Below are 25,843 nucleotides of genomic sequence, written 5' to 3'. Positions count from 1 at the left end.
TAAAATCAAAGAAACTCTTCCAACACTGAATTTAAAAACACATGCCCTTGCTCAGTACATGAAATTCGAGTTTGATCGTCAACCATCAACTTTCGTGTACGTAAAGAACTTAAAAGTTCATCCAAGCCAGCTAAACTCACACCTGTCCGTTCTGCATACAGTTTCGCGTCAACACCTTGGTTTAAACGTAGTGCATTCATCATAAATTCAAACGGCATATCATCCGCTTCAATGCGTTTAAACTGTACATGTTCTGCGGGGACTTTGGCTAAATAGTCTTTTGGTAAACGGGTTTTTTGAAAACGATACACGCCATCAGGTTGTGTCACTTTGCCATGTGCCCCAGCCCCAATTGCTAAATAATCGCCAAACTGCCAGTAATTTAAATTATGTGCAGAAGGCTTTTCCTTACGCCATGCCGACACTTCATAATTGACAAAACCCTGCGCTGTTAAATACGCTTCACCCTGTGCTTGAATCTCTTCCAACACGTCATCAACCGGCAAAATAGGTTGAGTTCTAAAAAACACCGTATTCGGTTCAATGGTCAATTGATACCACGACACATGGGTTGCCCCATTTTCTACCGCCAGTTTTAAATCGTATAAAGCTTGCTCTAAAGTTTGTTCAGGCAAACCATGCATCAAGTCTACATTGACCCGTGCAAAACCCGCTTCCTTGGCCAAATGAATAGCATTCACGGCATCAGCATTGCTATGAATTCGTCCTAGTTTTTTAAGATGATCGGTATTAAAACTTTGCACACCAATAGAAAGGCGATTAATCCCTGCATCCAAATAACCAGCAAAAGGATCGTGCTCTACCGTACCCGGATTGGCTTCTAAAGTAATTTCACAACCATCTTCAAAAGGAATGAGGCTTTTAAGCTGGCTAAATAGCCATTGATAACCTTTGGCCGAAATTAACGACGGCGTTCCACCGCCAATAAAGACGCTATGAATATGCCGACCTTGAGCAAAATTGACCTGTATTTTCAAGTCTTCAACCAACGCTTGTAGATATTCTTGTTCTAAATCTAAAGACAATTTTCCATCAGGCACGGCATGTGAGTTAAAGTCACAATACGGACATTTACGCACGCACCATGGCATGTGAATATATAAAGACAGTGGAATACTTGCAGGATTTAAATCAGCCAAGGAATAAGCTCAAAACAACAAAATAAGGAGATATATATTTTAACATGACTGTATCAAGACACTTCTGAATTCTTCTCCTATCTACGATAAACTACTTAAAACCAAGAATAATTAAATCGTGAATATGATGAAAATATCGACTCAGTTATTATTATTGTTGCCCCTCACCATGGGGATTGGTGTAGCGATGACTTTTCAAACGGCAATTAATAGTCAATTAAGAGAATATCTACATTCACCTCTGCAAGCCGCGCTTTTATCCTTTTTGGTTGGTACAATAGTACTTGCCATGTTGGTGTTTTTTCAAAATGTAGATAAACCAACTTTTACCATTTTGCTTCAACTTCCTTGGTTTCTATGGCTTGGCGGTTTTCTCGGTGTCTATGCCATTAGCATCAGTATTTATACCGCACCCAAACTTGGTTTTTTGACCTTTGCAGGATTAATTATTTTTGGTCAAATCATCACCTCGATGTTCTTCGATCATTTTGGTTTACTGGGTACGGAACAAACACCGGTTAACTGGCAACGTCTTTTAGGTAGCGTGGTGATTTTTATTGGTGTGCTTCTCACTTTACAACGCTAACACCTTCTAAGCACATAATTAAAATGAGTAATTTTTTTGTTAAATGCTACATCTGTTACGACCACCCGCTTTGAGTTAAAACAACTCTTCCATCTTATGATTCCCATCTTGATCACGCAGTTTGCCCAAGCAGGTTTTGGCCTGATTGATACCATTATGGCGGGGCATTTATCTGCACAAGACCTTGCTGCCATTGCCGTTGGTGTGGGTTTATGGATTCCAATCATGTTGCTGTTTAGTGGCATCATGATTGCAACCACCCCCTTAGTTGCCGCAGCCAATGGTGCACGTACGCCTGAAAAAATTGCCACCATTGCCCGTCAATCTTTATGGGTGGCTTTTATTTTAGGAGTCATTGCTGGGCTGATTTTACAGTTCATGCCTTTGCTGCTGCCCATTTTAGGTGTCCCTGAAAATTTATTGCCTAAAGCCAGTTTATTTTTACATGCGATTGGTTTTGGTATGCCTGCTGTGACCATGTATGCAGCATTAAGAGGCTATTCGGAAGCCTTGGGTTATCCACGCCCCGTCACCGCCATTAGCTTAATTGCTCTGGTGCTGTTAATTCCTTTAAACTTTATTTTTATGTATGGCATTGGTCCTATTCCACATTTAGGCAGTGCAGGCTCTGGCTTTGCCACTGCTATTTTACAATGGTTGATGTTCATCACCCTCGCCACCTATATTCTAAAAGCACGACGCTATCAAAAAACCCAACCGTTTGCGCTGTGGGAAAAATTAGATCCTTATTGGGTCAAACGCATTTTGACTCTCGGTTTACCGATTGGCTTGGCCATTTTCTTTGAAGTCAGTATTTTCAGCACCGCAGCAATTGTATTAAGTCCTTTGGGTGAAACCATTATCGCGGCACATCAAATTGCGATTTCAGTTACTTCGCAACTGTTTATGATTCCGATGTCACTGGCCATTGCGCTCACCATTCGGGTCGGAACCTATTATGGTGAACATAATTGGCTAGCCATGCGTAAAGTACAATATCTGGGTCTGGCGACAGGAACCATTTTTGCTTTTATCACCATGCTATTTATGTGGTTGTTCCGCGCTGAAATTGTGGCCATTTACACTTCAGATTATGACGTGGCTAAAGTTGCCATGTATTTAATTTTATTTGCAATTGCATATCAACTCATGGATGCATGGCAAGTCAGTGCCGCAGGCTGTTTACGCGGTATGCAGGACACCAAAGGCCCCATGTGGATCACCATGCTCGCCTATTGGGTTATTGCCTTCCCTGTCGGAATTTATCTGGCGCGCTTTACCGAGATGGGTGCAGCAGGGGTTTGGGTGGGATTGATTGTCGGTTTAAGTATTGCTTGTGTGTTATTACTGACACGTTTGTATATGAATAATCAGCGCCTAAGTCATCACGCCTCAACTTAAAAAACCTGTCACCTCTATTATTCTCTCCGAGATTAACGATCACATAGGCGGCAAGGATGCCGCTGTTGGGCTAAGGTACATGTATGTTGCTTCAGCACAATAATGGTTTCCTTGCGAAGCTTCGCTTCTCATTTTTCCCAAACAAAAGTGACCTTAATTCCTACACAAAGTAATCTGAATGATGCAATTAAAATAAGGCAAAGTTCATTGATGATGGACTTTACCGCATATCAAATTTTAAAATATTGATTCACTTAAATTCGAACATTTCTTCATACCTGAATTAAGCTGAATAACTTGCATCGGCATAGCAAAACTGCATATTTTCCCACAGAAAAATCCACCCCCATAAAGCTCAACATATTCAGACTCCAACAAATGCTTAACAATTTAAAGTAGGTATTTTTAACTTTGTCGCCTATGATCATTCAAACATACCAATGATGACCTTGAGGAATATCGCATGGCAAAAACGGCTAGCACACCCGGTCGTCGCTTTATGAAACTTGCCAGTATGACGGCGAGCATCGCAACCAAAACAGTTTCAAATTCGATCAAAAATTTTAATGCCGATGAAGAACAAAAAAATGCTTCACGCAGTAAACTTTTTCAAGATATTGGTCTGCAAATTGCTGACACCCTTGGGGAAATGAAAGGCGCAGTAATGAAAGTCGGGCAAATTGCCTCACAATATAAAGATGTCTTCCCACCTGAAGTTGCGCGCGCCATTGCCAAATTACAGCGCCAAGCCCCTGCCATGCCTTTTGCTGAAATTAAAGCACAAGTTGAAAAAGAACTCGGCAAACCACTAAATCAAATTTTTAAAAGCTTTGATGAGCAACCTTTTGCCGCAGCATCCATTGGTCAAGTACATAAAGCCCTGCTACCCAATGGTCAGCAGGTGGTGGTTAAAGTGCAATATCCGGGTGTCGATGAAGCTTGCGAAAGTGATCTTAAACAAGTGCGATTGGCACTGCGTCTGATGGGCGTGCTAAAAGTTGATCGTAAACTACAAGATCAACTGTTTAAAGAAATTCAAGAAAGCTTAGACAATGAATTAAATTATGAAATTGAAGCACAAAATTTAGAAGTTGCGCGTACTTTCCACCAAAGCTTAGACAGCAAAATTATTATTCCGCAAGTGTATAAAGACTATTCCTCACGCCATGTTTTAACCTTAAGCTTAGAACAAGGTGAAAGTATTGAAACGGCCAGTACATGGTCACAAGCCACCCGAAATGAACTCGGTCGTCGTTTATTCCGCTCCATTGGACAAGAAATTTTCTATCTAAAACGCTTTCATTGCGATCCACACCCCGGCAACTTTGCCTTTCGTGAAGATGGCACTGTGATTATTTATGACTACGGTGGTGTGAAAACATTATCCAGTACAACGGTGCAGCACTTTAAACAGTTAATACAAGCTGCTCGTGAAGGTAATATTGCCGAAATAGAACAACAATTGGATGCGTTACATGCCATTTCAGCACAAGGAAAATTTCCAACTGAATTATATAATCAATGGTTAGAAGTGCTTCTACGCCCACTCACCACCCTATATGATTTTGCAGAAAACTCAGCACATCATGATGGAATGGAATTGCTCAAACCCTCATTAAAATATTGGGATGTCTTTAAACCTTCACCAGAAACACTGATGGTGAATCGCACGGTATCGGGTCATTATTGGAATATGATTCATTTAAAAATGCATGACAATCTTAATGACTTATTTGACGAGTTAGCTCCACCCCGCGCATAAAATAGGTACAAAACCCAAATGAAAGTTTGATTTGGGTTCTAATTTGGCAAACTATTTTATTTGTAAAAATAAATGTTATGTTATAACATACTTGTATTAACAATAATTTTGGAGCCAACCATGCGTTCTCATATTCACCCAGAGTATCGTGAAGTCTTATTCCATGACACCAATGCTGATGTCTATTTCATTATTGGCAGTACCTTACAAACACAACAGACAAAAAGTTACCAAGGTCAGGACTATCCCTATGTCAGTTTAGATATTTCAAGTGCATCACATCCCTTTTATACTGGTGAACAACGTCAAACCAATAATGAAGGTCGTGTCGCGAGTTTCAACAAGCGTTTTTCTCGTTTCAAACGCTCACATTAAGTTAATATTCAATTAAGCTCAGCTTGTTATTTTTTAATTATTCAGAAGCCTAAGCCTCCTCCTCCACTTAGGCTTCTTTTTTTATCTGCTGTATTGATAGCAAAAACGTTTCGATTTTATTTACTGGCTGTGTTATTTACTCGCTAATAGCGTTTGAAAAAGATAAAACCCCAACGCCAAAACCATCACACCAACCATCACACTTGACATGACATAAAGCAATGCGAGTATCGGTTGACCATGTTTTAACAGCTGAAATGTTTCTAAACCAAAACTGGAAAATGTGGTAAAGCCACCTAAAATACCCACCATCAAAAATAGGCGTGCTTCATTTTGCAAAATGGGAAATTTTTGACTATAAGCAAAAAAGATTCCTGCCAATAAACAGCCCACAATATTGATCCACCATGTGCCCCATGGAAACAAATTGGTCGGTTTAACTAAAAACACCCCTGCACCATAACGCAAACTTGCACCAATAGCGCCGCCCAAAGCCACCCATAGCCAACTCATTTTTCACCCAATATCGGCTGTCTATAGCACAACCCTATCCTAATTAAGCCATTACTTTTGCACGAATCCACACGTTTTACAAAGAAATAATGCTGAATAAAATGCCTAAAAATTGCTATAGTCTCGCCATTAAATTCACTATTTTTCTGGATTAAAAAATGATGGTTCAAGATTTATTAACACAACTTCAAACAGGTGAAGCTAAATTTACCGATGTCATTGCGTATATTGAAGCGCGTTACCAACATAGCCCAACTGCATTTAAAAATGGGCAACAGGCCAATGTGGCAACTGAAAACCAAGGCAGTGCAAAAGTATTTTCTTTTGCTCAACTCAATGATTTGGATCAAGCACAAACCTTAAGTTTGTTTGCTGAACATTACGCCTCAGTTTTAGCTACACCAGAAGCAACTGACCATCAAAATATTCGTCAGTTTATGTTAAATGGTTGGGATGGTATCCAATTTGAAGGCGAAGCTTTAGCCGCTAAATAAGTTTCTTATCTAAAAAGCTCTCTTTAATAGAGTAATGCAGTCAGTCAAGGGTTTTAGCAATAAAGTCCTTAGCTTTCTAGTTATTCACGACGGAGTCTTATATTTTTTAAATCAAATACTTGGAGCTCATCTATTACTTTGAATAAGCCCAAATGAGAAACTCAAAATATATTTTGAGTTCGCAAGAAAGGCATCTTGCGGCGCAGTGCGCCTCACCGCAAAACTCGCCAAATACCTTTTATTGATTGATTAATCGCAGAAACCTTACCTTTTTAAAATGGTTTTGCCTCGAACAGTTGCGGATGACGTTTCCACGTATTGAATAACATCATGAATTTAAAAAATAAAAAAGCCAGTCAGTTTCTTAACTGACTGGCATTACTTTTTAATAAAGAGGGCTTTTTGCAATATTTTCAACCATTAGCCTTTTACTTTTTCAATCCATTCAATTGAACTGACGCGAAAGAGTTCACATGCACCATCCCCAGTATCTGTGGCTGTTAAAGATGACGTCCAGACCAAATCTTTATCTTTAATTTCAACCAAATCGCCCTTTAAACGGACTAAATCACCACGTTTTACATTTTTAATTTGCTTGGCAATCGTTGGATTTGCAGGAATGATATGCATATTTGACACCATCTGCATTGCTTGCTCTTTAGGCACAGGCAGACGATCAATTTTCCAATTCAGATAACGGTCATATTGATTGACAGAAATATGGCGTGCAATTTCAGGTTCAGCAAATAACCCCCAACTGACCGCATAATCAATCGGTGAAAATTTTGCTTGTTCATCTTGGGTATAAATTTTCGATCCTAAAATACGAAAGTCCCCTTTAAAGGGTTGCAGCATTTTAATCGATTGTTCTTTTGATATTGGCATCAGACCTTTAGAAATATTATGATCGACAGATGATGCGCTAGCACTCACGTGTAGCATGCTGGTTGCAAGTAAAGCACTGAATAATAATTGCCGAGTCATCTCTATACCTCAAAACGAATTTCTATCTTCCAGTTTTTATCTTAAGTGATGAAACTGAAATAACCATATCGACTTGGTAACAATAGAGATATATTCAGTCACTTTTTTGTCTTATTATTCGATCAAAATAGCCATTAAGCTCGACATAGACACATAAAGAACAATCAGCTCAACCATGATTTATAAATTTTACCAGCAACACATTTTTCCGCATTTACTCAATCAAGTTATGCAAACGCCCAGTCTCATGGATCAGCGTCGGCAACTGCTGTTGCCTATTGCAGGTGATGTGTTGGAAATTGGCTTTGGTACAGGGGTGAATCTGCCTTTTTATCAAAATGTCGAAACACTGTATGCGCTAGAATCGAATGCCGATCTTTATCAACTGGCAGCCAAACGCATCCATGAAAGTGCAATTCATGTCCAACACATTCAAGCTTATGCAGAAAAATTACCTTTTGCCGATGCCAGCCTTGACCATATTGTCAGTACATGGACTTTATGTAGCATTGAAAACTTAGCGCAAGCTTTAATTGAAATGTATCGCGTGCTAAAACCGAATGGGACGTTGCATCTGGTCGAACATGTTCAGTATCAAGACAATGCAAAACTTCAGCATTTACAAAATTTACTCACGCCCATTCAAAAACGGCTTGCCGATGGTTGTCATCTCAACCGTAATATTGAACAGGCATTACGCGATGCGCATTTCGACTTTACAGAACAGCATTATTTTGCTGCGCAAGGTATTCCTAAACTTGCACAGCGCATGTTCTTTGCCCGTGCGCAAAAACGAGCTGAGTAAAACTATTTTAAAAGACTGAGCGAATGCACGCGTAAAATCGCACAGTTTTGACGCTGAGGTGGAAACATCGAACCTACGTGTGCAGGAATTGAATTAACCTCAACCCAATCCCTGATAACGTGAACTCGTTGTCCAGTGCGAAGCTGGCGTAATTGTCCAGCTCCCTATAACAAATCAATATTACTGACATAAGCCAAATCATTAAAACTTCCCACTACAGGTGATGCAGGATGAAAAGATCGTCTTGCTAGGCTGTAATAGCATTTTTTAAGCAGTACATATTCACCTGAAAAATCATCCAGATGTTTAAGCTGAAAATTTTTCAATACACCGACTTGCTGTAAATGTGGAATGGCACGAAAATAAGATGACCACACCCAAATCATCAGGGCAAATAGAACGAAAGTGATGATGAGCTTATTCATTCAGCCATCAATCTCGGTTTAATCATCAAAGTCGATACGAATCGTTTCAAAACGTACTCGACCTTGGGCAATGGCTTGAGCAATTGCCTGCTGTCCTTTGGTCAATCGTGCTCCGCCACTTTTAATATCAATCAGTACCACTTCGATGTCCTCTGCCCGACCTTCACCATCACGAAAGTCGCTATAACCATCAAACACCACGTAATCAATGGGATCACCTAAGAATTTGGCATCGCTGGGTAAGTATTGAAACTCAGGCATAATGGGCGCCAGTTGCTCCGCCATTTTTCCTTTTAATACCGCACGACTGGTATTTACACTGCGTTTTTTCGCACTGATTAAAGCCTGTTGATGCTCCAACGCCAATTCAGCAATGTACTGCTCATACTCTGCTTTGATCCGTCCATTGCGAGTATTACTTAAAATCAGAGTGGTTAAAACCACCCCTATGCATGCACCAATCAGCATTGCCATCCAAATGGACATTATTTTTTCCTAATCAAAAAAGTACTATCACATGAATTTTTAAGACTTTTGTCATGTGTCATATTCATGGCATCAAACAATGATATGCTAGGGTCGAACAGAATAAAATCATCAGGGTCATGAAAACAATCTTAATTGCCAATCAAAAGGGTGGATGTGGGAAAACCATTACCGCGATTAATCTCGCTGCCGCTTTAGCACAAAAGGGTTATCGGGTTGCACTTGCCGATGCAGATAACCAAAAATCAACTTTACAATGGCTTAAACAACGCCCTAAAGAAGCCCCGCCCATTCAAGACCTCGACTGGCGTCAAGGAAAATCTATTGGTGATACACCAACCAATATAGAGTATCTTATTATTGATGCACCTGGTGCGCTTTCAGGCGATCATGCCGAACAGCTAATCAGTGAAGCTCACACTATTATTACGCCCTTACAACCTTCATTTTTTGATATCGACAGTACGCGTCGTTTCTTAAAACATTTACAAGAGATTAAACGGATTCGTAAAGGTAAAGTACAAATTTTACTTTTAGCCAATCGTGTTAAAGCCAACAGTGCCAGTGCTAAAGATATTCAAGATTTTTTCAGCAAAATTGAACAACAACCTGTAGCTTGGATTTCGGAACGCACGGCTTATGGGCAGCTGGCAATGCACGGCTTAACGGTGTTTGATAAAACGCAAAAAAATTATTTAAGCATGCAAAATCAGTGGCAACCCGTCTTAAATGCCATTATTGATGATCCAGCCAAGTGGTTTTAGTCGATTAAAAGGTTCTAAGGTCAGCCCCAGAAAACCAATGAGTTTATTCATTATTCACTAGAACTTACTCAGCTTTCATTTTCGATCTCTTTTTTTTCAGTTAAGATGGCATGGACCTTAGAAACAAATCAGTGAATGCAGTGCAACAGTACGCGCCAACATTACAAAAAGTATTATTATTTGGATTGTTTTTTATCCTCCTGTTTTTGAGTTTTAATGTTCTCAAATATTTTATTGTGCCTGTACTTTGGGCGGCCATTATTGCCTATATGACTTGGCCGTTGTATCACTCCATTCATCGCTGGTGCGGCTCACGTGCCACACTCAGTGCGACGATTATGATCAGCCTGATCATTTTACTGATTGGTATTCCACTGACCTTCGGCATTTTTATGCTGCAACATGAAGGTCGAAACTTATACTATGAATTGCAAAAACAAGTTTTTTCAGGTCATCTCAATGTGCCGCAATTTATTCGGGATTTGCCCTTTATTGGTAAGGAAATTAGCCGAACACTGCATGACATTAATACTGACCCCAATAGTATTGTGCAAACGGTTTCAACATGGATTCAAGGTCATCTCAATTACGGCCGTTTCGTTTTAAATGAAATTGGTAAAAACATCGTTAAGCTGTGTTTTGCCGTATTGTCGCTCTTCTTTTTCTATCGCGATGGTCAAACCATTCTCAACCAAGTCAGTAAAGCCTTGGAAATGATTATTGGCCCACGCGTACATCATTATTTAGACACCATTTCTGAAACCACCCGTGCCGTTGTTTATGGTGTAGGGCTAACAGCAGTTGCACAAGCTGGTTTAGCTGGTTTAAGTTATTTCGTCGCAGGTGTGCCTAACCCGATGGTACTCACCATTGTGACATTCATCTTGGCACTGATTCCATTTGGAACTCCGCTGGCTTATGGGGCTGTCTCTTTATGGTTGTTCTCGCAAGGTCAAACGATTGAAGCAATTGGTGTGATGACATGGGGAGTCTGTATTGTCAGTACCTCGGATAATGTGATCCGCCCCTTGGTCATTTCAGGTGCCACACAAATTCCATTTTTACTGATTATGTTCGGTGTCTTGGGGGGAATTGCCAGTTTTGGTCTGGTCGGTTTATTTATTGGCCCTGTTATTCTTGCTGTATTACTGGCGATTTGGCGTGAATGGCTACATGAGACCAATGATTTTAATGCCCTCATGATGCCAAAATCGACACTGGCGTATGATATTGATGACGAAGAAGACCCGCCAAGTAACGATAAAAACTAAGCTAAAAGATTAAGCTTAAAGGTTAAGAAACTCATACATTCAAATACTTAATCAACATTGAATTGTATCCTCTACCTTGATTGAATGATCAAGGTCATTATAAAAGAAAAGGATGCAACTCAATGTCATCGTCACTGTTTAACTTCACATTGCTCTGCGCCATGACGGGTCTTGCAATGGTTGGCTGCGCCAACACCCCCATGTCATCATCCAGCAACGAACATCGGGTAATCGTTCATGCTGTGTCTGCTCAGGGTGTCGGCCGTGCTATTGGCAGTATTCAATTTAAAGACAGTCCAGCAGGTTTAGTGATTAACACCGACTTATCTGAATTACCATCTGGCCCTCATGGCTTTCATATTCATGAAAAAGGTTCATGTGATCCTGCTGAAAAAGATGGGAAAATGGGTGCAGCCATTGCTGCGGGTGGTCACTTTAACCCTACGCAAGCCCCTCATCACGGCACCCCTCTGCAAGGTCATCTCGGTGATTTACCTGTATTAAATGTCGATGCTCAAGGTCAGGCGAAAACCAGCTTAATTGCGCCACGCTTAAAATTGGCAGACATTCATGGTTTAGCCGTAATGGTCCATGCGGGTGGCGATAACTATGCCGATCAGCCTAAACCCTTAGGCGGTGGTGGAGAGCGCATTGCTTGTGGTCTGATTCAATAATCTTCTTTAAAATTCTATTTTTTAAAATCAGCATTGCCTCATTTGATTGATTCAATTTTTATGCCTTTTCGTAGGCATTACCTCTACTTTTGAAAGGTCAAAATGAGGAGCACTGCTACGCAAGAAAAACCTTTTGTTCCCCATACACGACATCCTGAGCCAGTTTTAAGGCACTGCTTTAAAACGCAGTGCAAGGATGGGAAACGTGCGGCATCCATGCCACACTCATGAATCCAATACCTGCTAAAATTTGTTTTAAATTTTGGCTTTACAAACCACCCATATAGATCAGAAAACGACTAACGCAAACTATCTATTAAAAAAGCAGGCTCCAGACCTGCTTTTTTGTTCAATTCGCTTACTTATGGCAACATTCCATCCAGCAATGAGGAGGATCATAAATTGACAGCACAGTTAAAAAAGCTCACGCTATATGCATAATAATGACACTTTAGAAAAATCGTGAATAGCCTAAAAGATCTGCTGCAACGCTTTAAATCTAATTCCATTTTGATCTATTGCTTGCAAATTTTTATTGTTCTTACGGGAACGACGCTCGGTCTGCTTTTTTTAGATCATGAACCCTTAATTGTGCCAATCACTTTAGGAGCAATTGCAACAGCGCTAACCGATTTTGATGATCGCTTGAGTATTCGCTTACGCAATTTGCTCTATGTCTGCATCCTATTTTTTGCTGTCAGTAGTATTCTTGAATTTCTCTACCCTTATAAACTGCTGTTTATTCTGTATTTATCCCTATCCAGTGCTGCTTTTATTTTAATGGGTGCATTTGGGCAGCGTTATGCAACCATTTCTTTTGGTACGATTTTATTGTCTATTTACACCATGTTTGGACTAGGTGAATACAGCGAATGGTATCAACAGCCCAGCTATTTTGTGCTGGGCACACTGTGGTATGGCCTAACCTCAATCATCTTTTATTTACTCAAACCCACTCAAGCACTACAAGACAATTTAGCCGCCAATTTTAATGCCATTGCAGACTTATTGCTGAGCAAAGCCCATCTCTTTGACCCAGACAATACCGATAATATTGAACCCTTGTTGTATCAACTTTCACTTAAAAACAGCCTTGTAGTCCAAAGTTTAAATATGACAAAAGGCTCTTTACTCACCCGTTTAAAAGCCGCTCGTGCCAATAAAAATACCATTTACTGGCTCAATTTGTATTTTTTAGCACAAGATATTCATGAACAAGCCACATCCAATTATTTGCATTACGAAAAAATTCATCAAAATTTTAGCCGCACCGACCTGATTTTTCGCATTCAAAAAAATGTAAAACTGCATGCTTTATCTTGTCAAAAACTGGCACAAAATATTCTCAACCATCAGACCTATCAATCTGACCCACAAACAGATATTGCGATTGCTAACTTAGAACAGTCCATCCAATTATGGATTGCAGAAAATCCACATAATTTAGAAGTCAAAAACCTGCTACTGATTTTGCGCAATTTAAAGAAAATTCAGGAACAATTTATCAACCTCAGTCGTGAACAGAATAATTATCGTCAAAACTATTTTCAGCATCAGGACAACTTAAATTTGTTGGATGACGATATTCACGATCTACCCGATTTATGGCTCAAGCTTAAACAACACTTAACGCCCCAGTCTGCGCTATTTCGCCATGCGGTTCGCATCGCCTTTGTTTTTGCCGTCGGTTATGCCATTTCATTACTGTCCTTTGCCAAACATGGTTATTGGATTTTACTGACCAGTTTATTTGTCTGTCAGATGAGCTATTTTGCCACCAAAAGCCGTCTGAAACTGCGCACTTTAGGCACGGTTTTAGGCGTTATTTTAGGGGTTCCCGTTTTATATTTTGTGCCCAGTATTGAAGGACAATTGGTACTGACCATTATTTTTGGCGTATCTTTTTTCTATTTACGCTCGAAAAAATATGCCATGGCGACCCTGATGGCAACGCTGATGGTGTTACTGATTTTTAACTTAAAAGGTGCGGGCTATGCCATTATTTTACCGCGCATTATCGACACCCTTTTAGGTTGTTTCATTGCATGGTTTGCGGTCAGTTTTATTTGGCCCGATTGGAATTTTCGTGACATTTCAAACACCATCAAAAAAAGCAATCAAGCCACTTTGGAGTATTTCGATGCAGTGGTACAACAATACCAATCGGGTAAAAACAACAGTATTGATTATCGTAAAGCACGTCGTTCTGCGCATAATGCACAAATTGAACTGTCGAGCATGATTTCCAGTTTAAGTACTGAACCGAACCCGAACCAAGCACTGATTCATTCTGCATTTCGCTATTTGGTCTATAGCCATAGTCAGTTGAGTTATGTCTCGGCTTTAGGCAGTCACCGTGAGCAAGTGCAAGACACACAAGTACTGGATTTAATGCGCTGGTGCAAAGACACTTTATTCGCAGTCCTGTTGCAACAACAACCTTTAGCCGAAGATCAAGTTCAGGCTAAGCTAAAAGAAATTCAACAGATAAGCACACAAGAAAATTTATCCGAGGACTTATTATTGGTGCTCAAACAGATCAGTTTATTATTGGAAACCTTGCCTGAATTGTTAAAGTTAAGAACTGCATTGTTTCTACAGGAAATAAAATAACCAGAGTCAAATCGTTGGTTATAAATATTTGATACTACTCATAAATATATTTATTTTTCATTCACCTCTACTGCAATATTGAGTACACTCAGGGGTCATTCTGATTGATTTAAGCATGACCATGAATATCCAAACTTTACGTGTTGTCGGTTTTTTGGAAGGTCTTTCCTTTCTTCTGCTTTTATTCATCGCTATGCCGATGAAATATATGTTTGATAATCCAATTTTAGTGAAATATGTTGGCATGGGGCACGGCGTACTTTTCATCCTGTTTTTAATTGTTTTATTTACCGTTTGTGAAAAACAGAAATGGTCAATTACGATTTTTTTAATGGGTCTAGCTGCCTCTATTTTACCCTTTGGGCCTTTTGTTTTTGATCGAAAATTAAAGCGCTTTGAACAGCCGATCAGTGAATAAAAAAACTCCTTATCGTTAAGTTCACTCGTCCTCTCCTCCATTTTTGCAGGAGAGGAACTGATCAGATCAAGGTATTTAAAACACACCACTCTGTTTACGTTCTAGTAGCACTTGTTTCAGTATGGCCCGAGGGAAAGTAAACCACAGTGCAATCAAGATAAAACATGACATGCTATAACCGATTAAATGAAATTGTTCATACAACACACGCACCAATTCAATAATAAAAAAGAAACTAAACATCAACAGCATCGACACTGCTGCTGCCACAGTGCCTTTTGATACTTCCGAAGACATGAGAGCAAAACGGTAAAGTACCGAAAAACTAATGCCTTCACCAAAGCTTAGTAGCGTCATCCCTGCAATTAGGCACCAGATCAGATAATCCTGCCAAATCACCCCTGCAACTAAAACCAAGCTTCCCAATAACATAATGGGTAAACCAATTAACACGGACTGACCCAAAGCCAATTTGTCGATAATTTTAATTAATACAATATTGCCCAGAATTAAGCCACCCAGCACTGGAAATTGTGCCAAGCCATATTGCATGCTACTAAAACCCAATTCTTCCACCAACATGACAGGTGACAGTGCAATCCATAACATTAACGGCATACTGACCATAGGCAGTGCCAAAGTCATGCCTAAAAAACGTTTGTTTTTATAGACTTTTTTAAAGTCATAAAAAATATGGCTAAGCGGCTGTTTTCGGATACTCACTTGGCTCTCTGGCATTTTGGCTTTTAAACCAAACCAACTTAAAAAAGCCAACAATGCAATACCAATAAAGCCCCAATGCCATGACACATGATCAATTAGAAATGCACCCACCACAGGACCCAGTAATGGCGCAAGCAGTGAAATATTCGCCATAAGTGCCATGACTTTAATGGCATCACGTTCTTCAAAGGTTTCTTGAATGGCAGCATAACCGACAGCGGAAATCACGGTTAAGCCTATGCCTTGTAAAAAGCGCAGTGCTAAAAAGCTTTCAATATTCTGTGTCAGTAAAATGAGTAAGCAACACAGGACAAAAAATAATACGCCTGCCAGTAGAACTTTTTTTCGTCCTATGCGGTCAGACAATGGGCCGAGTAGCCATGCAACACATGCGCCACCGAGTAAATAAAATGACATAGACGAAGGTGCCCAACTGCTACTCACACCAAACTCTTTGGTAATGGCAAGCATAGCGGGTTGAACTAAGTCGTTGCCGATATAGACGGAAAATTCAAATAAGACCAATGCCAATGGAAACATAAGCGTGGCACGGCTTAACGTTGTGGTTTTAACCTTTTGCATTGTTTTCTACATATCGTTATAGGCTTGTGGAGCTAAACACTATTTTTAGGGAGATAAGCGTCAGCCCAATGACAAGCACTGAGTTTTTAGAAATTGAGTTGGAAAAATACGCTTGAAAATAAGCGATTTAAAACACCGTTTTCACAAGGTGTCTGAGTAGATAAAAATAAGTAATTGTGAGGTTATTATGTTTCAACCAAGTACACCGACTTGGTTGAGTAGGTATAGTTTAACAGAAACTATCATCTAAATCTGTGAGCCTCTTAAAATCATTTAGTTAGATTAATTACTATGAATTTCACCAAGCATAAATCAGTAATAATAATAGAATAGTATTACCCAACTCGTAATCAGAAAAATGCTGAGAGCACTAGCGTAAGTCACCAATGGCAGTTTGTATGATATTAGTATTGATAAAAGCGAGGGTTTTCATATCTGTGCTTTATAACTCGTCATATTGTTATTAACTATCAACTCAAAATGAAAATCTTCAAATTTACTAAAATCAAAATCAACTATTTTCACATTAACTTCATCAGTATTAGATAAATTTTGCTCAGAACAAACTATCTTGATTTGTCTTTCAATAATCTGTTCAATTTTCAATTTTAGCTGAATAAAATATGCTAAACCTTTCACTAAATTTTTCCCGGCCCAAATCTGCTCAGGCATATAACAGACTGTACCAATCTTTATAAAATAAGCATACCCCTTACTTCTTAAAGCTAATATTTCTTCATCTTTAAAACTATTCCCCTTAATGCCTCTTATTATTCTGTGCTTAATTAAATCAGGACGTTCTCTATGAATAATTTCTAAACTGTTTTTTAAGTGCCATTCTCCATGTCCTGCCACTTTAATAAAAAAAATCTCATCATCATTCACATATACAAATACAACATCTGCTGTACCTTGCACCATCCGCTTATGATTAGAATCTTCCTTAACACCTAAATGCAAATGATGAATACCAAAATCACATAACATCAAATCTATAGTATTACCTTTAAATAACTTCCTACTTTGATGCTGATATATTCCACCAGTACCAGATTTACATTTATTAAGTAGAATTTTAAATCCATCTTCATACTCCAGTGGTAATCTAAAATCCTTAGCAAAACTTATTTTTCTTGACTTATCAGCTATAAACCAATGCTTTAAATTCATGAGCTGTAGAAAACTATTGTTATTTTTATTAACTTTGTAATCTAACGAATCAAGAAAAAAAGTTGATAGCTTATTTAAATCTCTATCTATAATTTCATTTAAACTCATTGTTATTATTTCCCCAAAACTAAAAAACGTACCAAATCTGATACGCTTTTTATGAGGTACAACAGCCTAACTTTCAAGCAAAATCAAATATTTATTATGGACAAACGGCTGTTTGAAAACTTCTTTTATTTTTCCCACGGGCACATTGATAACTCGTCTTTCTTTCCTGCAATTTCCAATCATCTTCCACCCACTTAAAAATATAATCGGTACGAATCGCAGAAACAGAATCATCCATTAAATTGGACTCAATCACTGCAATTTGTGCAGCTGTTGGGGATTCTACTCGGTCAAATACTTGACGAATCGAAAGACTATTTTGATTTTTGACCAAATCAGGTTGTGCTTTTAATACCTGCTGCATCGGTGTATCTGGGCCAGAAAAACTGACTTTACTGGCTAATTTCTCAGTGGTTGCACAACCAGAAAGTACAGCTAAACACAAAGCAGAAATTGAAAATAAACGGATCATCATTATATTCCCCAAAACAAAAAAGGCATCGCACCCATGATGCCATGCCTTCATTTTTCACACGATTAACTTTATGTAGTTATCCGCGCAACAACCTTATAAATCAAATAACTTACCCGGATTCATAATACCTTTCGGGTCAAATACTTGTTTCAATGCTTTCATGTATTCAATTTCTTGTGCAGTACGTGAATATTCCAAATATGGTTTTTTGGTCATACCCACACCATGTTCCGCAGAAATTGAACCATCATATTTTTTCACGGTTTCAAACACATATTTATTCACCACCTGACATTTGGCAAAGAATTCATCTTTACTTAAATCCGCAGGTTTTAAGATATTTAAGTGCAAGTTACCATCACCAATATGCCCGAACCAACAAATCTCAAAATCAGGATAATTCGCTTCCACAATTGCATCAATTTCTTTAATGAATGCAGGAACATGGGTAATTAACACGGAAATGTCATTTTTGTATGGGGTAAATGGCGCGATTGATTCCGAAATGTCTTCACGCAAACGCCATAAGCTATGGACTTGGTCTAGGCTTTGGCTCATCACGCCATCCAGCACCCAGCCTTGTTCCATGCAATGCTCAAAGATTTCCATTGCCGCATCCATAATCGGTTCATATGGCGCTTCAAACTCAAGCAAGACATAAAAAGGACAAGCAGTTTCAAATGGACGTTGCACGTGACCATGATCCAACACTTTCTGCATTGCCAATTCACCAAAGAACTCAAATGCAGTTAAATCAATTTTGCTTTGGAATGCGTGCAACACAGGCATGATCGCATCAAAGTCTGGCACACCCAATACCATCACTTGTAAGTCATGCGGTTGACGCTCAAGCTTAATTTCCGCTTCTGTCACTAAACCTAAAGTGCCTTCACCACCAATGAATAAATGTTGTAGTGCATAACCTGTGGCATTTTTAATCATGCCTTTGTTCAAGCGCAGTACATCACCGTTACCGGTCACAACGGTTAAACCCAACACCCAGTTACGCGTCATGCCGTATTTAATCACTTTAATACCGCCTGCATTGGTGCCAATGTTACCGCCAATTTGAGAAGAACCTGAAGATGCAAAATCAACAGGATAATACATGCCTTGTTGTTCAGCATAGTTTTGCAATTGTTCCGTCACCACACCTGCTTGTACACGTACCATACGGTCTGCGGGGAAGAACTCAAGAATCTGGTTCATTTTGTCGAAGCTCACGACAATTTCACCATTGGCTGCAACAGCACCCGCAGATAAACCGGTACGGCCGCCCGATGGGGTAATGGCAATATTCTGTTCATTAGCAAATTTAACAATTGCTTGCACTTGTTCTGTGCTGGATGGAAAAACGATGACAGATGGATTTGGATCAAAATGCTTGGTGTAGTCTCTGCCCCAGGCATCTAGACTAGCAGCATCAGTTCTAATGCGGTTTTCACCAACAATAGCTGTCAATTGGGTTAATAACTCAGGTGTTAAAGCGACTGGAGCATTCATCGTTTGCAGACCTAGCAAGAAATATACAAGTGGTGGATGGTCTATACAGCATTCATTTAAAAAAGATGAAGAAAAAAACACTGTTTAAGACTGGGCGTGAAGATAAAATCAACAGCATCACGGGGATGCTTTTCACTGCATAGCATTATAAGACATTTTCTCTCGAAACCCTGCGAAAATAAGCTTTTTGATCATCACAGCTTAGAAATTACAGCTTTAGTTAGACCAAAATCTGCATTTCATAGTGTATCTATGGCAAAAATACCTATCCGCTGCGTCATAAAGGAAATGTATATAGACCCTTCTCGTATGTTATCATATCGCGACTAAATTTGGCCTTTGTAGCGGAGCCGTAATGAGCCAACATCTTTCTCTACCTAAAGATAAAATTCGTTTCTTGTTGTTAGAAGGCGTTCACCAAAACGCAATCGATACATTAAATGCTGCTGGATACACCAACATCGATTCCCGTAAAACTGCGCTTGAGGGTGAAGCGTTGAAAGAAGCGGTTAAAGATGCTCACTTCATCGGTATTCGTTCACGTACTCAGCTGACTGAAGAAGTATTTGAAGCAGCCAACAAGCTTATCGCTGTTGGCTGTTTTTGTATCGGGACTAACCAAGTTAATCTGAATGCTGCGATGATTCGTGGTATTCCAGTCTTTAACGCACCATATTCAAATACACGTTCAGTGGCTGAACTGGTACTTGCTGAAGCAATTCTGTTACTTCGTGGTGTTCCTGCTAAATCTGCTTCAACGCACCGTGGTGGTTGGAACAAATCGGCAGTTGGTTCATTCGAAACACGTGGCAAAACTTTAGGTATCGTGGGTTACGGCTCAATCGGTTCTCAACTTTCAGTGCTTGCTGAAAGCATGGGTATGCACGTCATTTATTATGATGCAGTGACTAAATTACCTATGGGTAATGCACGTCAAGTCGGTTCTATGGCTGAACTTCTTGCCAATGCTGACGTGGTATCTTTACACGTGCCAGACGTACCATCTACGCGTAACTTCTTTGGCAAAAACCAATTTGCTCAAATGAAAGAAGGTTCGATCTTCATTAATGCTGCACGTGGTACATGTGTGCTTATTGAAGATTTGGCGGATGCGATTAAATCGGGTCACATTGCGGGTGCAGCAGTTGACGTATTCCCGAAAGAGCCTAAAGCAAACGGTGAAGAATTTGTTTCTCCACTTCGTGGCTTGGACAACGTGATTTTAACCCCTCACGTGGGTGGTTCGACCATGGAAGCGCAAGCAAACATTGGTCTAGAAGTGGCAGAGAAATTTGTTGCTTACTCAGATAAAGGTATGACTTTATCTGCGGTGAACTTCCCAGAAATTGCTTTGCCGTTGACTGAAGGTAAACACCGTTTACTGCACATTCACAAAAATATTCCTGGCGTTCTTTCTAAAATCAACAACTTGTTTGCTGAACACGGCATCAACATCTCTGGTCAATCGTTAATGACCAAAGGTGACGTTGGTTACTTAGTCATGGACGTTGACGCAACTGCTTCTAAAGAAGCTTTGGATACCTTAAACGAAGTTGAAGGTACAATCCGCGTTCGCGTATTGTTCTAATTTAATTTAGAACGCAAAACCACAGCATTCGTGCTGTGGTTTTTTATTTTGAACATTTAAAAGCAGCATTTAAGAAAAGATACGTTCCGTAATGACACGATATGCAGTTCTACTATAGAAAATAGACAGACAATCATCCAAATACAAAGATGTGTTCTAAACGTTTATATGTAAAAATTTTCAGTCATTTTACCGCTGATCGCTCATCTCCCGCTATTCGAATAATCGAAACAAATTTAGTTATAGAAATGAATGCCGAATTTTAAAAATACGCCACAAACTCAAGCTTTAATTTTATTGTTTATTGCCATGATCAGTATGCAAAGCAGTGGCTCGCTGGCCAAAATTCTGTTCGGTCAGTTTCCTATACTGACCGTTTCAGTCATGCGCCTGTTATTAGGCTCTCTCATTCTGGCCATGATTTTTAAAATTTGGCACATCAATTTTAGACACGTGAACTGGCGTGCCATTAGCAGCTATGGCATTGCTTTGGCAGGTATGAATGCCATGTTCTATTTGTCTATTGAGCGTCTCCCCCTCGGCATTGCGGTCTCTTTTGAGTTTATTGGCCCACTCGGCGTGGCGCTTTATTATGCGCGGCAAAGATACGATTTCATTTGGGTTGGACTGGCCATTTTAGGCTTAATTTTACTCTTTCCATTCGATCAAACGGCTCAAGCATTAGATCCTATTGGTATTGCCTTTGCCTTAGCTGCCGGTGCATGTTGGGCAATGTATATTATCTTTGGGCAGAAACCTTCAGGCATTTCAGGTAATCATACTGTGTGCTTAGGCATGTTCATTGGCATGCTGTGCTTAATGCCCGTTGCACTCTATTCAGGGATTCCAAGCAGCGTTTTTGAACCTTCAAATTTCATCTATTTTATTGCCTTGGCCATACTGGCGAGCGCATTGCCATTTTCTTTGGAGATGATAGCGCTGCGACGTTTAAGCCCTTTTATTTTTGGTACATTGACCAGTTTAGAGCCTGCCATTGCAGCACTTTCAGGTTTTATCGTTTTACATGAACAATTGCTCTGGACACAGTGGCTAGCACTGATGGTCATCATTGCCGCCTCCGTGGGTTGTACCTATACCACGCATCAAGCCAAGCAAAAAATAGAAGCCAAGTTAAAGCAATAAAAAACCACACCGAAGTGTGGTTTTATCAGCCTTACTGAGGCATCTCATACCAACAGTATTTATTCATATTTTGCTCTGAAGGTTCAGGATAAGTAGTATCTCCTTTCCAAGGTTCACACCAGTCAGTCGCATTAAAATCAAACTGAATCAGGGTTGAATTCATGCCAACCTCAACTACTTTACGATTTTCAAGTCCATTGCGATAGATATATGCTTCTGCATTAATCCACACACTATCAACGGATTCTGCGGGTGGTATTGGCAAGTACACTTTGACCTTTTTATCCAATGGAATGGTAAAACTCTTTAAGAAACTACCACTCAGGTTTTTAACCTCAGAATAAAAAGATCCGTCCAATCGAACCTGACAGAAAAACACAGGGTCTGGTGATTTACACAGAAGCTCATAAACGGTTTTATCAAATAACTTTTCAGAGGTTGAAAGAATGATTTTAACGTCACCTGTTAGCCCTGAAACTTGATTACCTTTATATTGATACACAGAGGATACCGTTTCATAAGGTGCAGACGTTGCTTCCCAATTCAGCTGAGTTACATTTTGAAGCCCTGTCAGAACATTGCCGCCTTCTTTAGGAAGCGAAAAATCAATACCTCCGTTCAGCTTGCCTGAACAAGCCACAGCAGTACCATTTGCCAACTCACATTTGACAAAATTCTTGGTGGTCGGAGCACCTAAGTCAATAATGACATTGCCCGATGTTGCAGAGGTCTTTTCACCAATTAAAGTCCCTGTTATATCTTTTGCAGTCCACTCAATGGAACCTTCAGATGGCATATTAATAATGCTGATGCCTTCTGCTGAAATAGAATTGACCTTAGTAAGACCAGAGCCATCTTTCAATTTCACTTTTGCAGTAATATGACAAGGAACCGCAACTGAAGCTGACTTACACTGGACAAAGACTGAACCTGCATTTACAAATTTAAAATCCCAATTCCATGTAGAAAAATGTGAAACCGTCGCATGTACAGCCAGACCTGTTGCAGATGTCACCGCTTTTACCACCTGCCCTACACCCTCTTCTGCCCAAAGTCCTTTGGCTTCATCAAAATGCCACATTGGAATACTTGATCCAACCAGCAACTTCTGATTATTAATACTCTCTAGCGGTAAATCCATTTGGATATCCGCTGTTTTACCCGCAGCCAATTGTAATTTTTGACCTGCTGCATTGGTAAATGTGGCAGTGATCATTCCAGCACTGATTAAATTGACAATATTGCCCTGTGCATCTTGTGCGACACCATTGGCTGGCATCGCATTTAAATCCGATCCTGCAATATTCCAAGGTGTAAATGTAACCGTGACCGCACCTGTAGCGGGCTGACCATTTGGCAATACAAAGGCATTTTCAGGAATCGTAATCTGTGCATTTTGATATACCGACTGAATGACCTGCGCTTCTTCAATCTTGGCAATCGAAACAGTCTGTTTAACATGCAGTAAATTGGCTGAAAGCTGTCCAAGTTGTCCAACGTCAATCCGTAAAGACTGACTGATAAAACCCTCTTTTTTAAAAACCACCACAACATGCGTTGCTGATTTTGGAATCTGTACCGTAAAAGCAGCTTTACCCAAATCATCCGCCTTAAACGTTTGACCTGCAATCACAATTTCAGCAGCGGCAAGCGCATTACCAGTGGATGAAAGAACTAAAGCCGATACATTTTTTTGCAGCATCGCCTCTTCATTTGCAGGTTTTGTTTCCGAGTCACTATCAGAACCACACCCTGCCAATGACATTCCCAAAAGACAAGCGAAGGCAATGTTTTTTAATTTTATGGATGATGTAATCATTATTATTCCAAAGTTAAGTACAACAAAAAATACTCGCTATTATTATATTTTTGATTTTGAATAACAAATTCAGAGTAACATTCATTTAATAATGATCATTTTCATCACAAGATGTGACCCCTGCTTTTTTCTATCATTGCTATAATATGAACACTTTCTCAAACTGATCTACCTTGACTGGTTGTAGCGCGGAGCATATGTCCAATACCCAACTTACTGCTGTGTTATACATGGTCTTATCCATGGTGGCGTATCAGATCAGTGCCTCATTTGCCAAACAACTGATTGAAGTCCTCGACCCACTCACCGTGGTGACCCTTCGCCTTTGTTTTGCTTCTATTTTGATTGTAGTGATGTTCCGTTCTTGGAAAATCATCAAACGCTTACCCTATCTAAAATGGAAGGACTTGTTATTTTATAGTGGTTCAGTCTGTTTGATGAACGTGCTGTTCTATGCTTCTTTGGGCAAATTACCGCAAGGCATTGCTGTCGGTCTAGAATTCTTAGGGCCGCTGACTTTGGCCTTACTCTCCATTAAGCGAAAAAGTGATTATATCTGGGTTGGCTTAGCCATTTTAGGTGTGGCACTGATGGTTCCTTGGCAAGATGCCAATCAACATAATTTTTCCTATTTAGGGGCTGCTTTTGCATTAGGTGCAGGTGTCTGTTGGGCCATCTATATTTATTTTGGCCAACGTGTGGTACGACAGAATATTGGTATGCATGCACTCAGCATCGCCATTGTTTTATCCGCGATGCTGATGCTCCCAATAAGTCTCGTACATAACCCAACTGCATTGGTGCAATTTCAATATTGGCCACAGGCTTTAATGATTGCCCTCTTGGCCACAGCGATTCCTTATGCACTGGATCTGATGGCACTCAAACGCTTAACTAAACTAAGCTATGGTACTCTTTCCAGTTTATCGCCTGCATTGGGTGCTTTGGCAGGTTGGTTGTTATTAAAAGAACAAATTACCCTGCTACAAAGTGTTGCTTTGCTGTGTATTATGATCGCCTCGGTGGGTGTAACCTTTCGATCAGGTCAAAAAACTGATTTGCCTAACCATGAAAAAGTCAAATAAAGCTGGTTCACAGCCATCTTTATTGCATCGACCCCGCATATCAAAATGAGCCCTATATAGGACTCATTTTTAAGCAGCAAGATTCAATGACACTGTTCGTTTCTATGCATTTTATGATTAACTTGTGAAAAGCATTTGATAGCTTAAACGCAGAATCAACACTGAAACCAAAATTAAAAATAAAATACGAATAAAGCCACTACCGTATTTTAATGCCATTTTCACCCCAATCACTGAACCTGCAACATTGGCTACAGCCATGATCAGACCTAAACTAAACAGCACATGACCGGTTGGAATAAAGAAACTTAGAGCGGCAAAATTGGTCATAAAATTGCCAATTTTAGACAATGCCGAGGCATGTAAAAAGTCGACTTTTAAATAACGAATAAAATAAAAAATAAAGAAGCTGCCTGTACCTGGGCCAAAAATGCCGTCATAGAAACCAATCAATAAACCGCCCACAGCCGCCAAAACTAATGTTTTAGTGGTGACACTTTGCTGAAAATGGACTTGACCAAATTGCTTCTTCATAAAAGTATAAATGGCAATCACGATCAGCATAAACAACACAAAAGGTTTTAAAACCGCCTGTGGAATCATCGAAACACAGGCTGCTCCGCCAAAGGAACTGATAAATGCGGTGACAGCAATTACAGCCAATAACTTCCATTGCAGCTTAACTTGACGTAAATAGGAAAATGCCGCTGAAGCTGTGCCACAAATAGAAGCCAGTTTATTGGTACCAAAAACCGTTGCCGTTGCATAGTTTGGCAATGCCCCCATAAGTGCAGGAATTTGAATTAAACCGCCACCACCTACCGCTGCATCTATTGCACCTGCACAGAATGCGAAAAAAATCAGGCTGATGATAATCTCGATGTCCATATGATTTTATCGCTTTGCTAAAAAATGA

General features: G+C 39.8%; 24 protein-coding genes and 1 pseudogene. 14 read left to right on the top strand and 11 right to left on the bottom strand.

Features of this window, described 5'->3' with window-relative positions; genetic code table 11:
* Positions 1 to 5: 5 nt before the first annotated feature.
* A complete protein-coding gene (gene hemW, locus BLV99_RS08645) occupies positions 6 to 1,160 on the bottom strand; it encodes a radical SAM family heme chaperone HemW (RefSeq protein ID WP_092689678.1) in 1,155 nt (384 codons plus the stop codon).
* A 124-nt stretch (positions 1,161 to 1,284) separates the two neighbouring features.
* Here hemW and BLV99_RS08640 point away from each other — a divergent pair, with 124 nt between their 5' ends.
* The 4 genes from BLV99_RS08640 (at position 1,285) to BLV99_RS08625 (ending at position 5,284) form a co-directional block, all read left to right on the top strand.
* Entirely contained in the window at positions 1,285 to 1,746 is a 462-nt protein-coding gene (locus BLV99_RS08640) for a DMT family transporter (protein WP_092689676.1), read from the top strand.
* 96 nt (positions 1,747 to 1,842) lie between these two features.
* A complete protein-coding gene (locus BLV99_RS08635; protein WP_167356317.1) occupies positions 1,843 to 3,147 on the top strand; it encodes an MATE family efflux transporter in 1,305 nt (434 codons plus the stop codon).
* A 463-nt stretch (positions 3,148 to 3,610) separates the two neighbouring features.
* Positions 3,611 to 4,909: an ABC1 kinase family protein gene (locus tag BLV99_RS08630; RefSeq protein ID WP_092689673.1), complete on the top strand. Its 1,299-nt coding sequence runs from the start codon at positions 3,611 to 3,613 to the stop codon at positions 4,907 to 4,909.
* Positions 4,910 to 5,029: 120 nt separating this feature from the next.
* On the top strand, positions 5,030 to 5,284 hold the full coding sequence (locus BLV99_RS08625; protein WP_092689670.1) for a type B 50S ribosomal protein L31: 255 nt from the start codon (positions 5,030 to 5,032) through the stop codon (positions 5,282 to 5,284).
* A gap of 132 nt (positions 5,285 to 5,416) precedes the next feature.
* Here BLV99_RS08625 and crcB read toward each other — a convergent pair whose 3' ends face one another.
* On the bottom strand, positions 5,417 to 5,797 hold the full coding sequence (crcB, locus tag BLV99_RS08620; protein ID WP_092689668.1) for a fluoride efflux transporter CrcB: 381 nt from the start codon (positions 5,795 to 5,797) through the stop codon (positions 5,417 to 5,419).
* Positions 5,798 to 5,958: 161 nt separating this feature from the next.
* Here crcB and BLV99_RS08615 point away from each other — a divergent pair, with 161 nt between their 5' ends.
* Positions 5,959 to 6,291, top strand: a complete 333-nt coding sequence (locus BLV99_RS08615; RefSeq protein WP_092689733.1) for a HopJ type III effector protein — start codon at positions 5,959 to 5,961, stop codon at positions 6,289 to 6,291.
* A 420-nt stretch (positions 6,292 to 6,711) separates the two neighbouring features.
* Here BLV99_RS08615 and BLV99_RS08610 read toward each other — a convergent pair whose 3' ends face one another.
* Complete coding sequence (locus BLV99_RS08610) at positions 6,712 to 7,275, bottom strand: hypothetical protein (RefSeq protein WP_086184273.1); 564 nt, start codon at positions 7,273 to 7,275, stop codon at positions 6,712 to 6,714.
* Between the two features lie 175 nt (positions 7,276 to 7,450).
* On the opposite strand from BLV99_RS08610, the gene BLV99_RS08605 reads away from it, so the two are divergent.
* Positions 7,451 to 8,080, top strand: a complete 630-nt coding sequence (locus tag BLV99_RS08605; protein WP_092689665.1) for a class I SAM-dependent methyltransferase — start codon at positions 7,451 to 7,453, stop codon at positions 8,078 to 8,080.
* Between the two features lie 167 nt (positions 8,081 to 8,247).
* Here BLV99_RS08605 and BLV99_RS18470 read toward each other — a convergent pair.
* A pseudogene (locus tag BLV99_RS18470) lies at positions 8,248 to 8,505 on the bottom strand (hypothetical protein); the annotation flags it as partial.
* Positions 8,506 to 8,523: 18 nt separating this feature from the next.
* Complete coding sequence (locus BLV99_RS08595) at positions 8,524 to 8,991, bottom strand: Holliday junction resolvase-like protein (RefSeq protein WP_092689663.1); 468 nt, start codon at positions 8,989 to 8,991, stop codon at positions 8,524 to 8,526.
* A gap of 119 nt (positions 8,992 to 9,110) precedes the next feature.
* Here BLV99_RS08595 and BLV99_RS08590 point away from each other — a divergent pair, with 119 nt between their 5' ends.
* The 5 genes from BLV99_RS08590 (at position 9,111) to BLV99_RS08570 (ending at position 14,731) form a co-directional block, all read left to right on the top strand.
* Complete coding sequence (locus BLV99_RS08590) at positions 9,111 to 9,755, top strand: ParA family protein (protein WP_092689660.1); 645 nt, start codon at positions 9,111 to 9,113, stop codon at positions 9,753 to 9,755.
* Positions 9,756 to 9,895: 140 nt separating this feature from the next.
* The gene (locus BLV99_RS08585) at positions 9,896 to 11,026 is read left to right on the top strand and encodes an AI-2E family transporter (protein ID WP_167356316.1); all 1,131 of its coding nucleotides are present in this window, start codon (positions 9,896 to 9,898) and stop codon (positions 11,024 to 11,026) included.
* Between the two features lie 122 nt (positions 11,027 to 11,148).
* A complete protein-coding gene (gene sodC / locus BLV99_RS08580) occupies positions 11,149 to 11,700 on the top strand; it encodes a superoxide dismutase family protein (protein ID WP_092689658.1) in 552 nt (183 codons plus the stop codon).
* Between the two features lie 462 nt (positions 11,701 to 12,162).
* Positions 12,163 to 14,313: a YccS family putative transporter gene (gene yccS, locus BLV99_RS08575; protein ID WP_092689655.1), complete on the top strand. Its 2,151-nt coding sequence runs from the start codon at positions 12,163 to 12,165 to the stop codon at positions 14,311 to 14,313.
* Between the two features lie 121 nt (positions 14,314 to 14,434).
* Positions 14,435 to 14,731, top strand: coding sequence for a DUF3817 domain-containing protein (locus BLV99_RS08570; RefSeq protein ID WP_086164919.1), 297 nt, complete (start codon positions 14,435 to 14,437; stop codon positions 14,729 to 14,731).
* 75 nt (positions 14,732 to 14,806) lie between these two features.
* On the opposite strand, the gene craA is transcribed toward BLV99_RS08570, so the two are convergent.
* The 4 genes from craA to BLV99_RS08550 form a co-directional block, all read right to left on the bottom strand.
* A complete protein-coding gene (gene craA, locus BLV99_RS08565) occupies positions 14,807 to 16,036 on the bottom strand; it encodes a chloramphenicol efflux MFS transporter CraA (protein ID WP_092689653.1) in 1,230 nt (409 codons plus the stop codon).
* 429 nt (positions 16,037 to 16,465) lie between these two features.
* Positions 16,466 to 17,314: a hypothetical protein gene (locus BLV99_RS08560; RefSeq protein ID WP_086184280.1), complete on the bottom strand. Its 849-nt coding sequence runs from the start codon at positions 17,312 to 17,314 to the stop codon at positions 16,466 to 16,468.
* Positions 17,315 to 17,408: 94 nt separating this feature from the next.
* Positions 17,409 to 17,786: a hypothetical protein gene (locus BLV99_RS08555; RefSeq protein WP_092689730.1), complete on the bottom strand. Its 378-nt coding sequence runs from the start codon at positions 17,784 to 17,786 to the stop codon at positions 17,409 to 17,411.
* A 96-nt stretch (positions 17,787 to 17,882) separates the two neighbouring features.
* On the bottom strand, positions 17,883 to 19,292 hold the full coding sequence (locus BLV99_RS08550) for an FAD-binding oxidoreductase (RefSeq protein ID WP_092689650.1): 1,410 nt from the start codon (positions 19,290 to 19,292) through the stop codon (positions 17,883 to 17,885).
* 355 nt (positions 19,293 to 19,647) lie between these two features.
* Between BLV99_RS08550 and serA the strand changes: the two genes are divergently transcribed.
* Both serA and BLV99_RS08540 read left to right on the top strand, forming a co-directional pair.
* Positions 19,648 to 20,880 (top strand): phosphoglycerate dehydrogenase, encoded by a 1,233-nt coding sequence (serA, locus tag BLV99_RS08545; protein ID WP_086164685.1) that lies wholly within the window; start codon positions 19,648 to 19,650, stop codon positions 20,878 to 20,880.
* Between the two features lie 252 nt (positions 20,881 to 21,132).
* The gene (locus tag BLV99_RS08540) at positions 21,133 to 22,023 is read left to right on the top strand and encodes an EamA family transporter (protein WP_092689648.1); all 891 of its coding nucleotides are present in this window, start codon (positions 21,133 to 21,135) and stop codon (positions 22,021 to 22,023) included.
* A 31-nt stretch (positions 22,024 to 22,054) separates the two neighbouring features.
* On the opposite strand, the gene BLV99_RS08535 is transcribed toward BLV99_RS08540, so the two are convergent.
* The gene (locus BLV99_RS08535; protein ID WP_092689646.1) at positions 22,055 to 23,842 is read right to left on the bottom strand and encodes an astroprincin family protein; all 1,788 of its coding nucleotides are present in this window, start codon (positions 23,840 to 23,842) and stop codon (positions 22,055 to 22,057) included.
* Positions 23,843 to 24,039: 197 nt separating this feature from the next.
* Between BLV99_RS08535 and BLV99_RS08530 the strand changes: the two genes are divergently transcribed.
* Positions 24,040 to 24,927, top strand: coding sequence for an EamA family transporter (locus BLV99_RS08530; protein ID WP_092689643.1), 888 nt, complete (start codon positions 24,040 to 24,042; stop codon positions 24,925 to 24,927).
* A gap of 117 nt (positions 24,928 to 25,044) precedes the next feature.
* Here BLV99_RS08530 and BLV99_RS08525 read toward each other — a convergent pair whose 3' ends face one another.
* Positions 25,045 to 25,815 (bottom strand): sulfite exporter TauE/SafE family protein, encoded by a 771-nt coding sequence (locus BLV99_RS08525; protein ID WP_092689641.1) that lies wholly within the window; start codon positions 25,813 to 25,815, stop codon positions 25,045 to 25,047.
* Positions 25,816 to 25,843 lie beyond the last annotated feature (28 nt).

Origin of the sequence: Acinetobacter kyonggiensis, assembly GCF_900107285.1 — a bacterium.
Taxonomy (GTDB): domain Bacteria; phylum Pseudomonadota; class Gammaproteobacteria; order Pseudomonadales; family Moraxellaceae; genus Acinetobacter; species Acinetobacter kyonggiensis.
The sequence above is the reverse complement of the archived record's forward strand: the minus strand, read 5'-3'. Positions and strand labels throughout refer to the sequence as shown.

What these genes read in the sequence shown, in the direction of transcription:
- BLV99_RS08630 (WP_092689673.1), top strand. Translation starts at nt 3,611, where the DNA reads ATGGCAAAAACGGCTAGCACACCCGGTCGTCGCTTTATGAAACTTGCC.
- BLV99_RS08590 (WP_092689660.1), top strand. Translation starts at nt 9,111, where the DNA reads ATGAAAACAATCTTAATTGCCAATCAAAAGGGTGGATGTGGGAAAACC.
- BLV99_RS08615 (WP_092689733.1), top strand. Translation starts at nt 5,959, where the DNA reads ATGGTTCAAGATTTATTAACACAACTTCAAACAGGTGAAGCTAAATTT.
- BLV99_RS08560 (WP_086184280.1), bottom strand. Translation starts at nt 17,314, where the DNA reads ATGAGTTTAAATGAAATTATAGATAGAGATTTAAATAAGCTATCAACT.
- BLV99_RS08535 (WP_092689646.1), bottom strand. Translation starts at nt 23,842, where the DNA reads ATGATTACATCATCCATAAAATTAAAAAACATTGCCTTCGCTTGTCTT.
- BLV99_RS08555 (WP_092689730.1), bottom strand. Translation starts at nt 17,786, where the DNA reads ATGATCCGTTTATTTTCAATTTCTGCTTTGTGTTTAGCTGTACTTTCT.
- crcB (WP_092689668.1), bottom strand. Translation starts at nt 5,797, where the DNA reads ATGAGTTGGCTATGGGTGGCTTTGGGCGGCGCTATTGGTGCAAGTTTG.
- BLV99_RS08595 (WP_092689663.1), bottom strand. Translation starts at nt 8,991, where the DNA reads ATGTCCATTTGGATGGCAATGCTGATTGGTGCATGCATAGGGGTGGTT.
- craA (WP_092689653.1), bottom strand. Translation starts at nt 16,036, where the DNA reads ATGCAAAAGGTTAAAACCACAACGTTAAGCCGTGCCACGCTTATGTTT.
- BLV99_RS08530 (WP_092689643.1), top strand. Translation starts at nt 24,040, where the DNA reads ATGTCCAATACCCAACTTACTGCTGTGTTATACATGGTCTTATCCATG.
- BLV99_RS08525 (WP_092689641.1), bottom strand. Translation starts at nt 25,815, where the DNA reads ATGGACATCGAGATTATCATCAGCCTGATTTTTTTCGCATTCTGTGCA.
- BLV99_RS08610 (WP_086184273.1), bottom strand. Translation starts at nt 7,275, where the DNA reads ATGACTCGGCAATTATTATTCAGTGCTTTACTTGCAACCAGCATGCTA.
- BLV99_RS08625 (WP_092689670.1), top strand. Translation starts at nt 5,030, where the DNA reads ATGCGTTCTCATATTCACCCAGAGTATCGTGAAGTCTTATTCCATGAC.
- BLV99_RS08605 (WP_092689665.1), top strand. Translation starts at nt 7,451, where the DNA reads ATGATTTATAAATTTTACCAGCAACACATTTTTCCGCATTTACTCAAT.
- BLV99_RS08550 (WP_092689650.1), bottom strand. Translation starts at nt 19,292, where the DNA reads ATGAATGCTCCAGTCGCTTTAACACCTGAGTTATTAACCCAATTGACA.
- BLV99_RS08540 (WP_092689648.1), top strand. Translation starts at nt 21,133, where the DNA reads ATGCCGAATTTTAAAAATACGCCACAAACTCAAGCTTTAATTTTATTG.
- serA (WP_086164685.1), top strand. Translation starts at nt 19,648, where the DNA reads ATGAGCCAACATCTTTCTCTACCTAAAGATAAAATTCGTTTCTTGTTG.
- sodC (WP_092689658.1), top strand. Translation starts at nt 11,149, where the DNA reads ATGTCATCGTCACTGTTTAACTTCACATTGCTCTGCGCCATGACGGGT.
- BLV99_RS08640 (WP_092689676.1), top strand. Translation starts at nt 1,285, where the DNA reads ATGATGAAAATATCGACTCAGTTATTATTATTGTTGCCCCTCACCATG.
- BLV99_RS08635 (WP_167356317.1), top strand. Translation starts at nt 1,843, where the DNA reads ATGATTCCCATCTTGATCACGCAGTTTGCCCAAGCAGGTTTTGGCCTG.
- BLV99_RS08570 (WP_086164919.1), top strand. Translation starts at nt 14,435, where the DNA reads ATGAATATCCAAACTTTACGTGTTGTCGGTTTTTTGGAAGGTCTTTCC.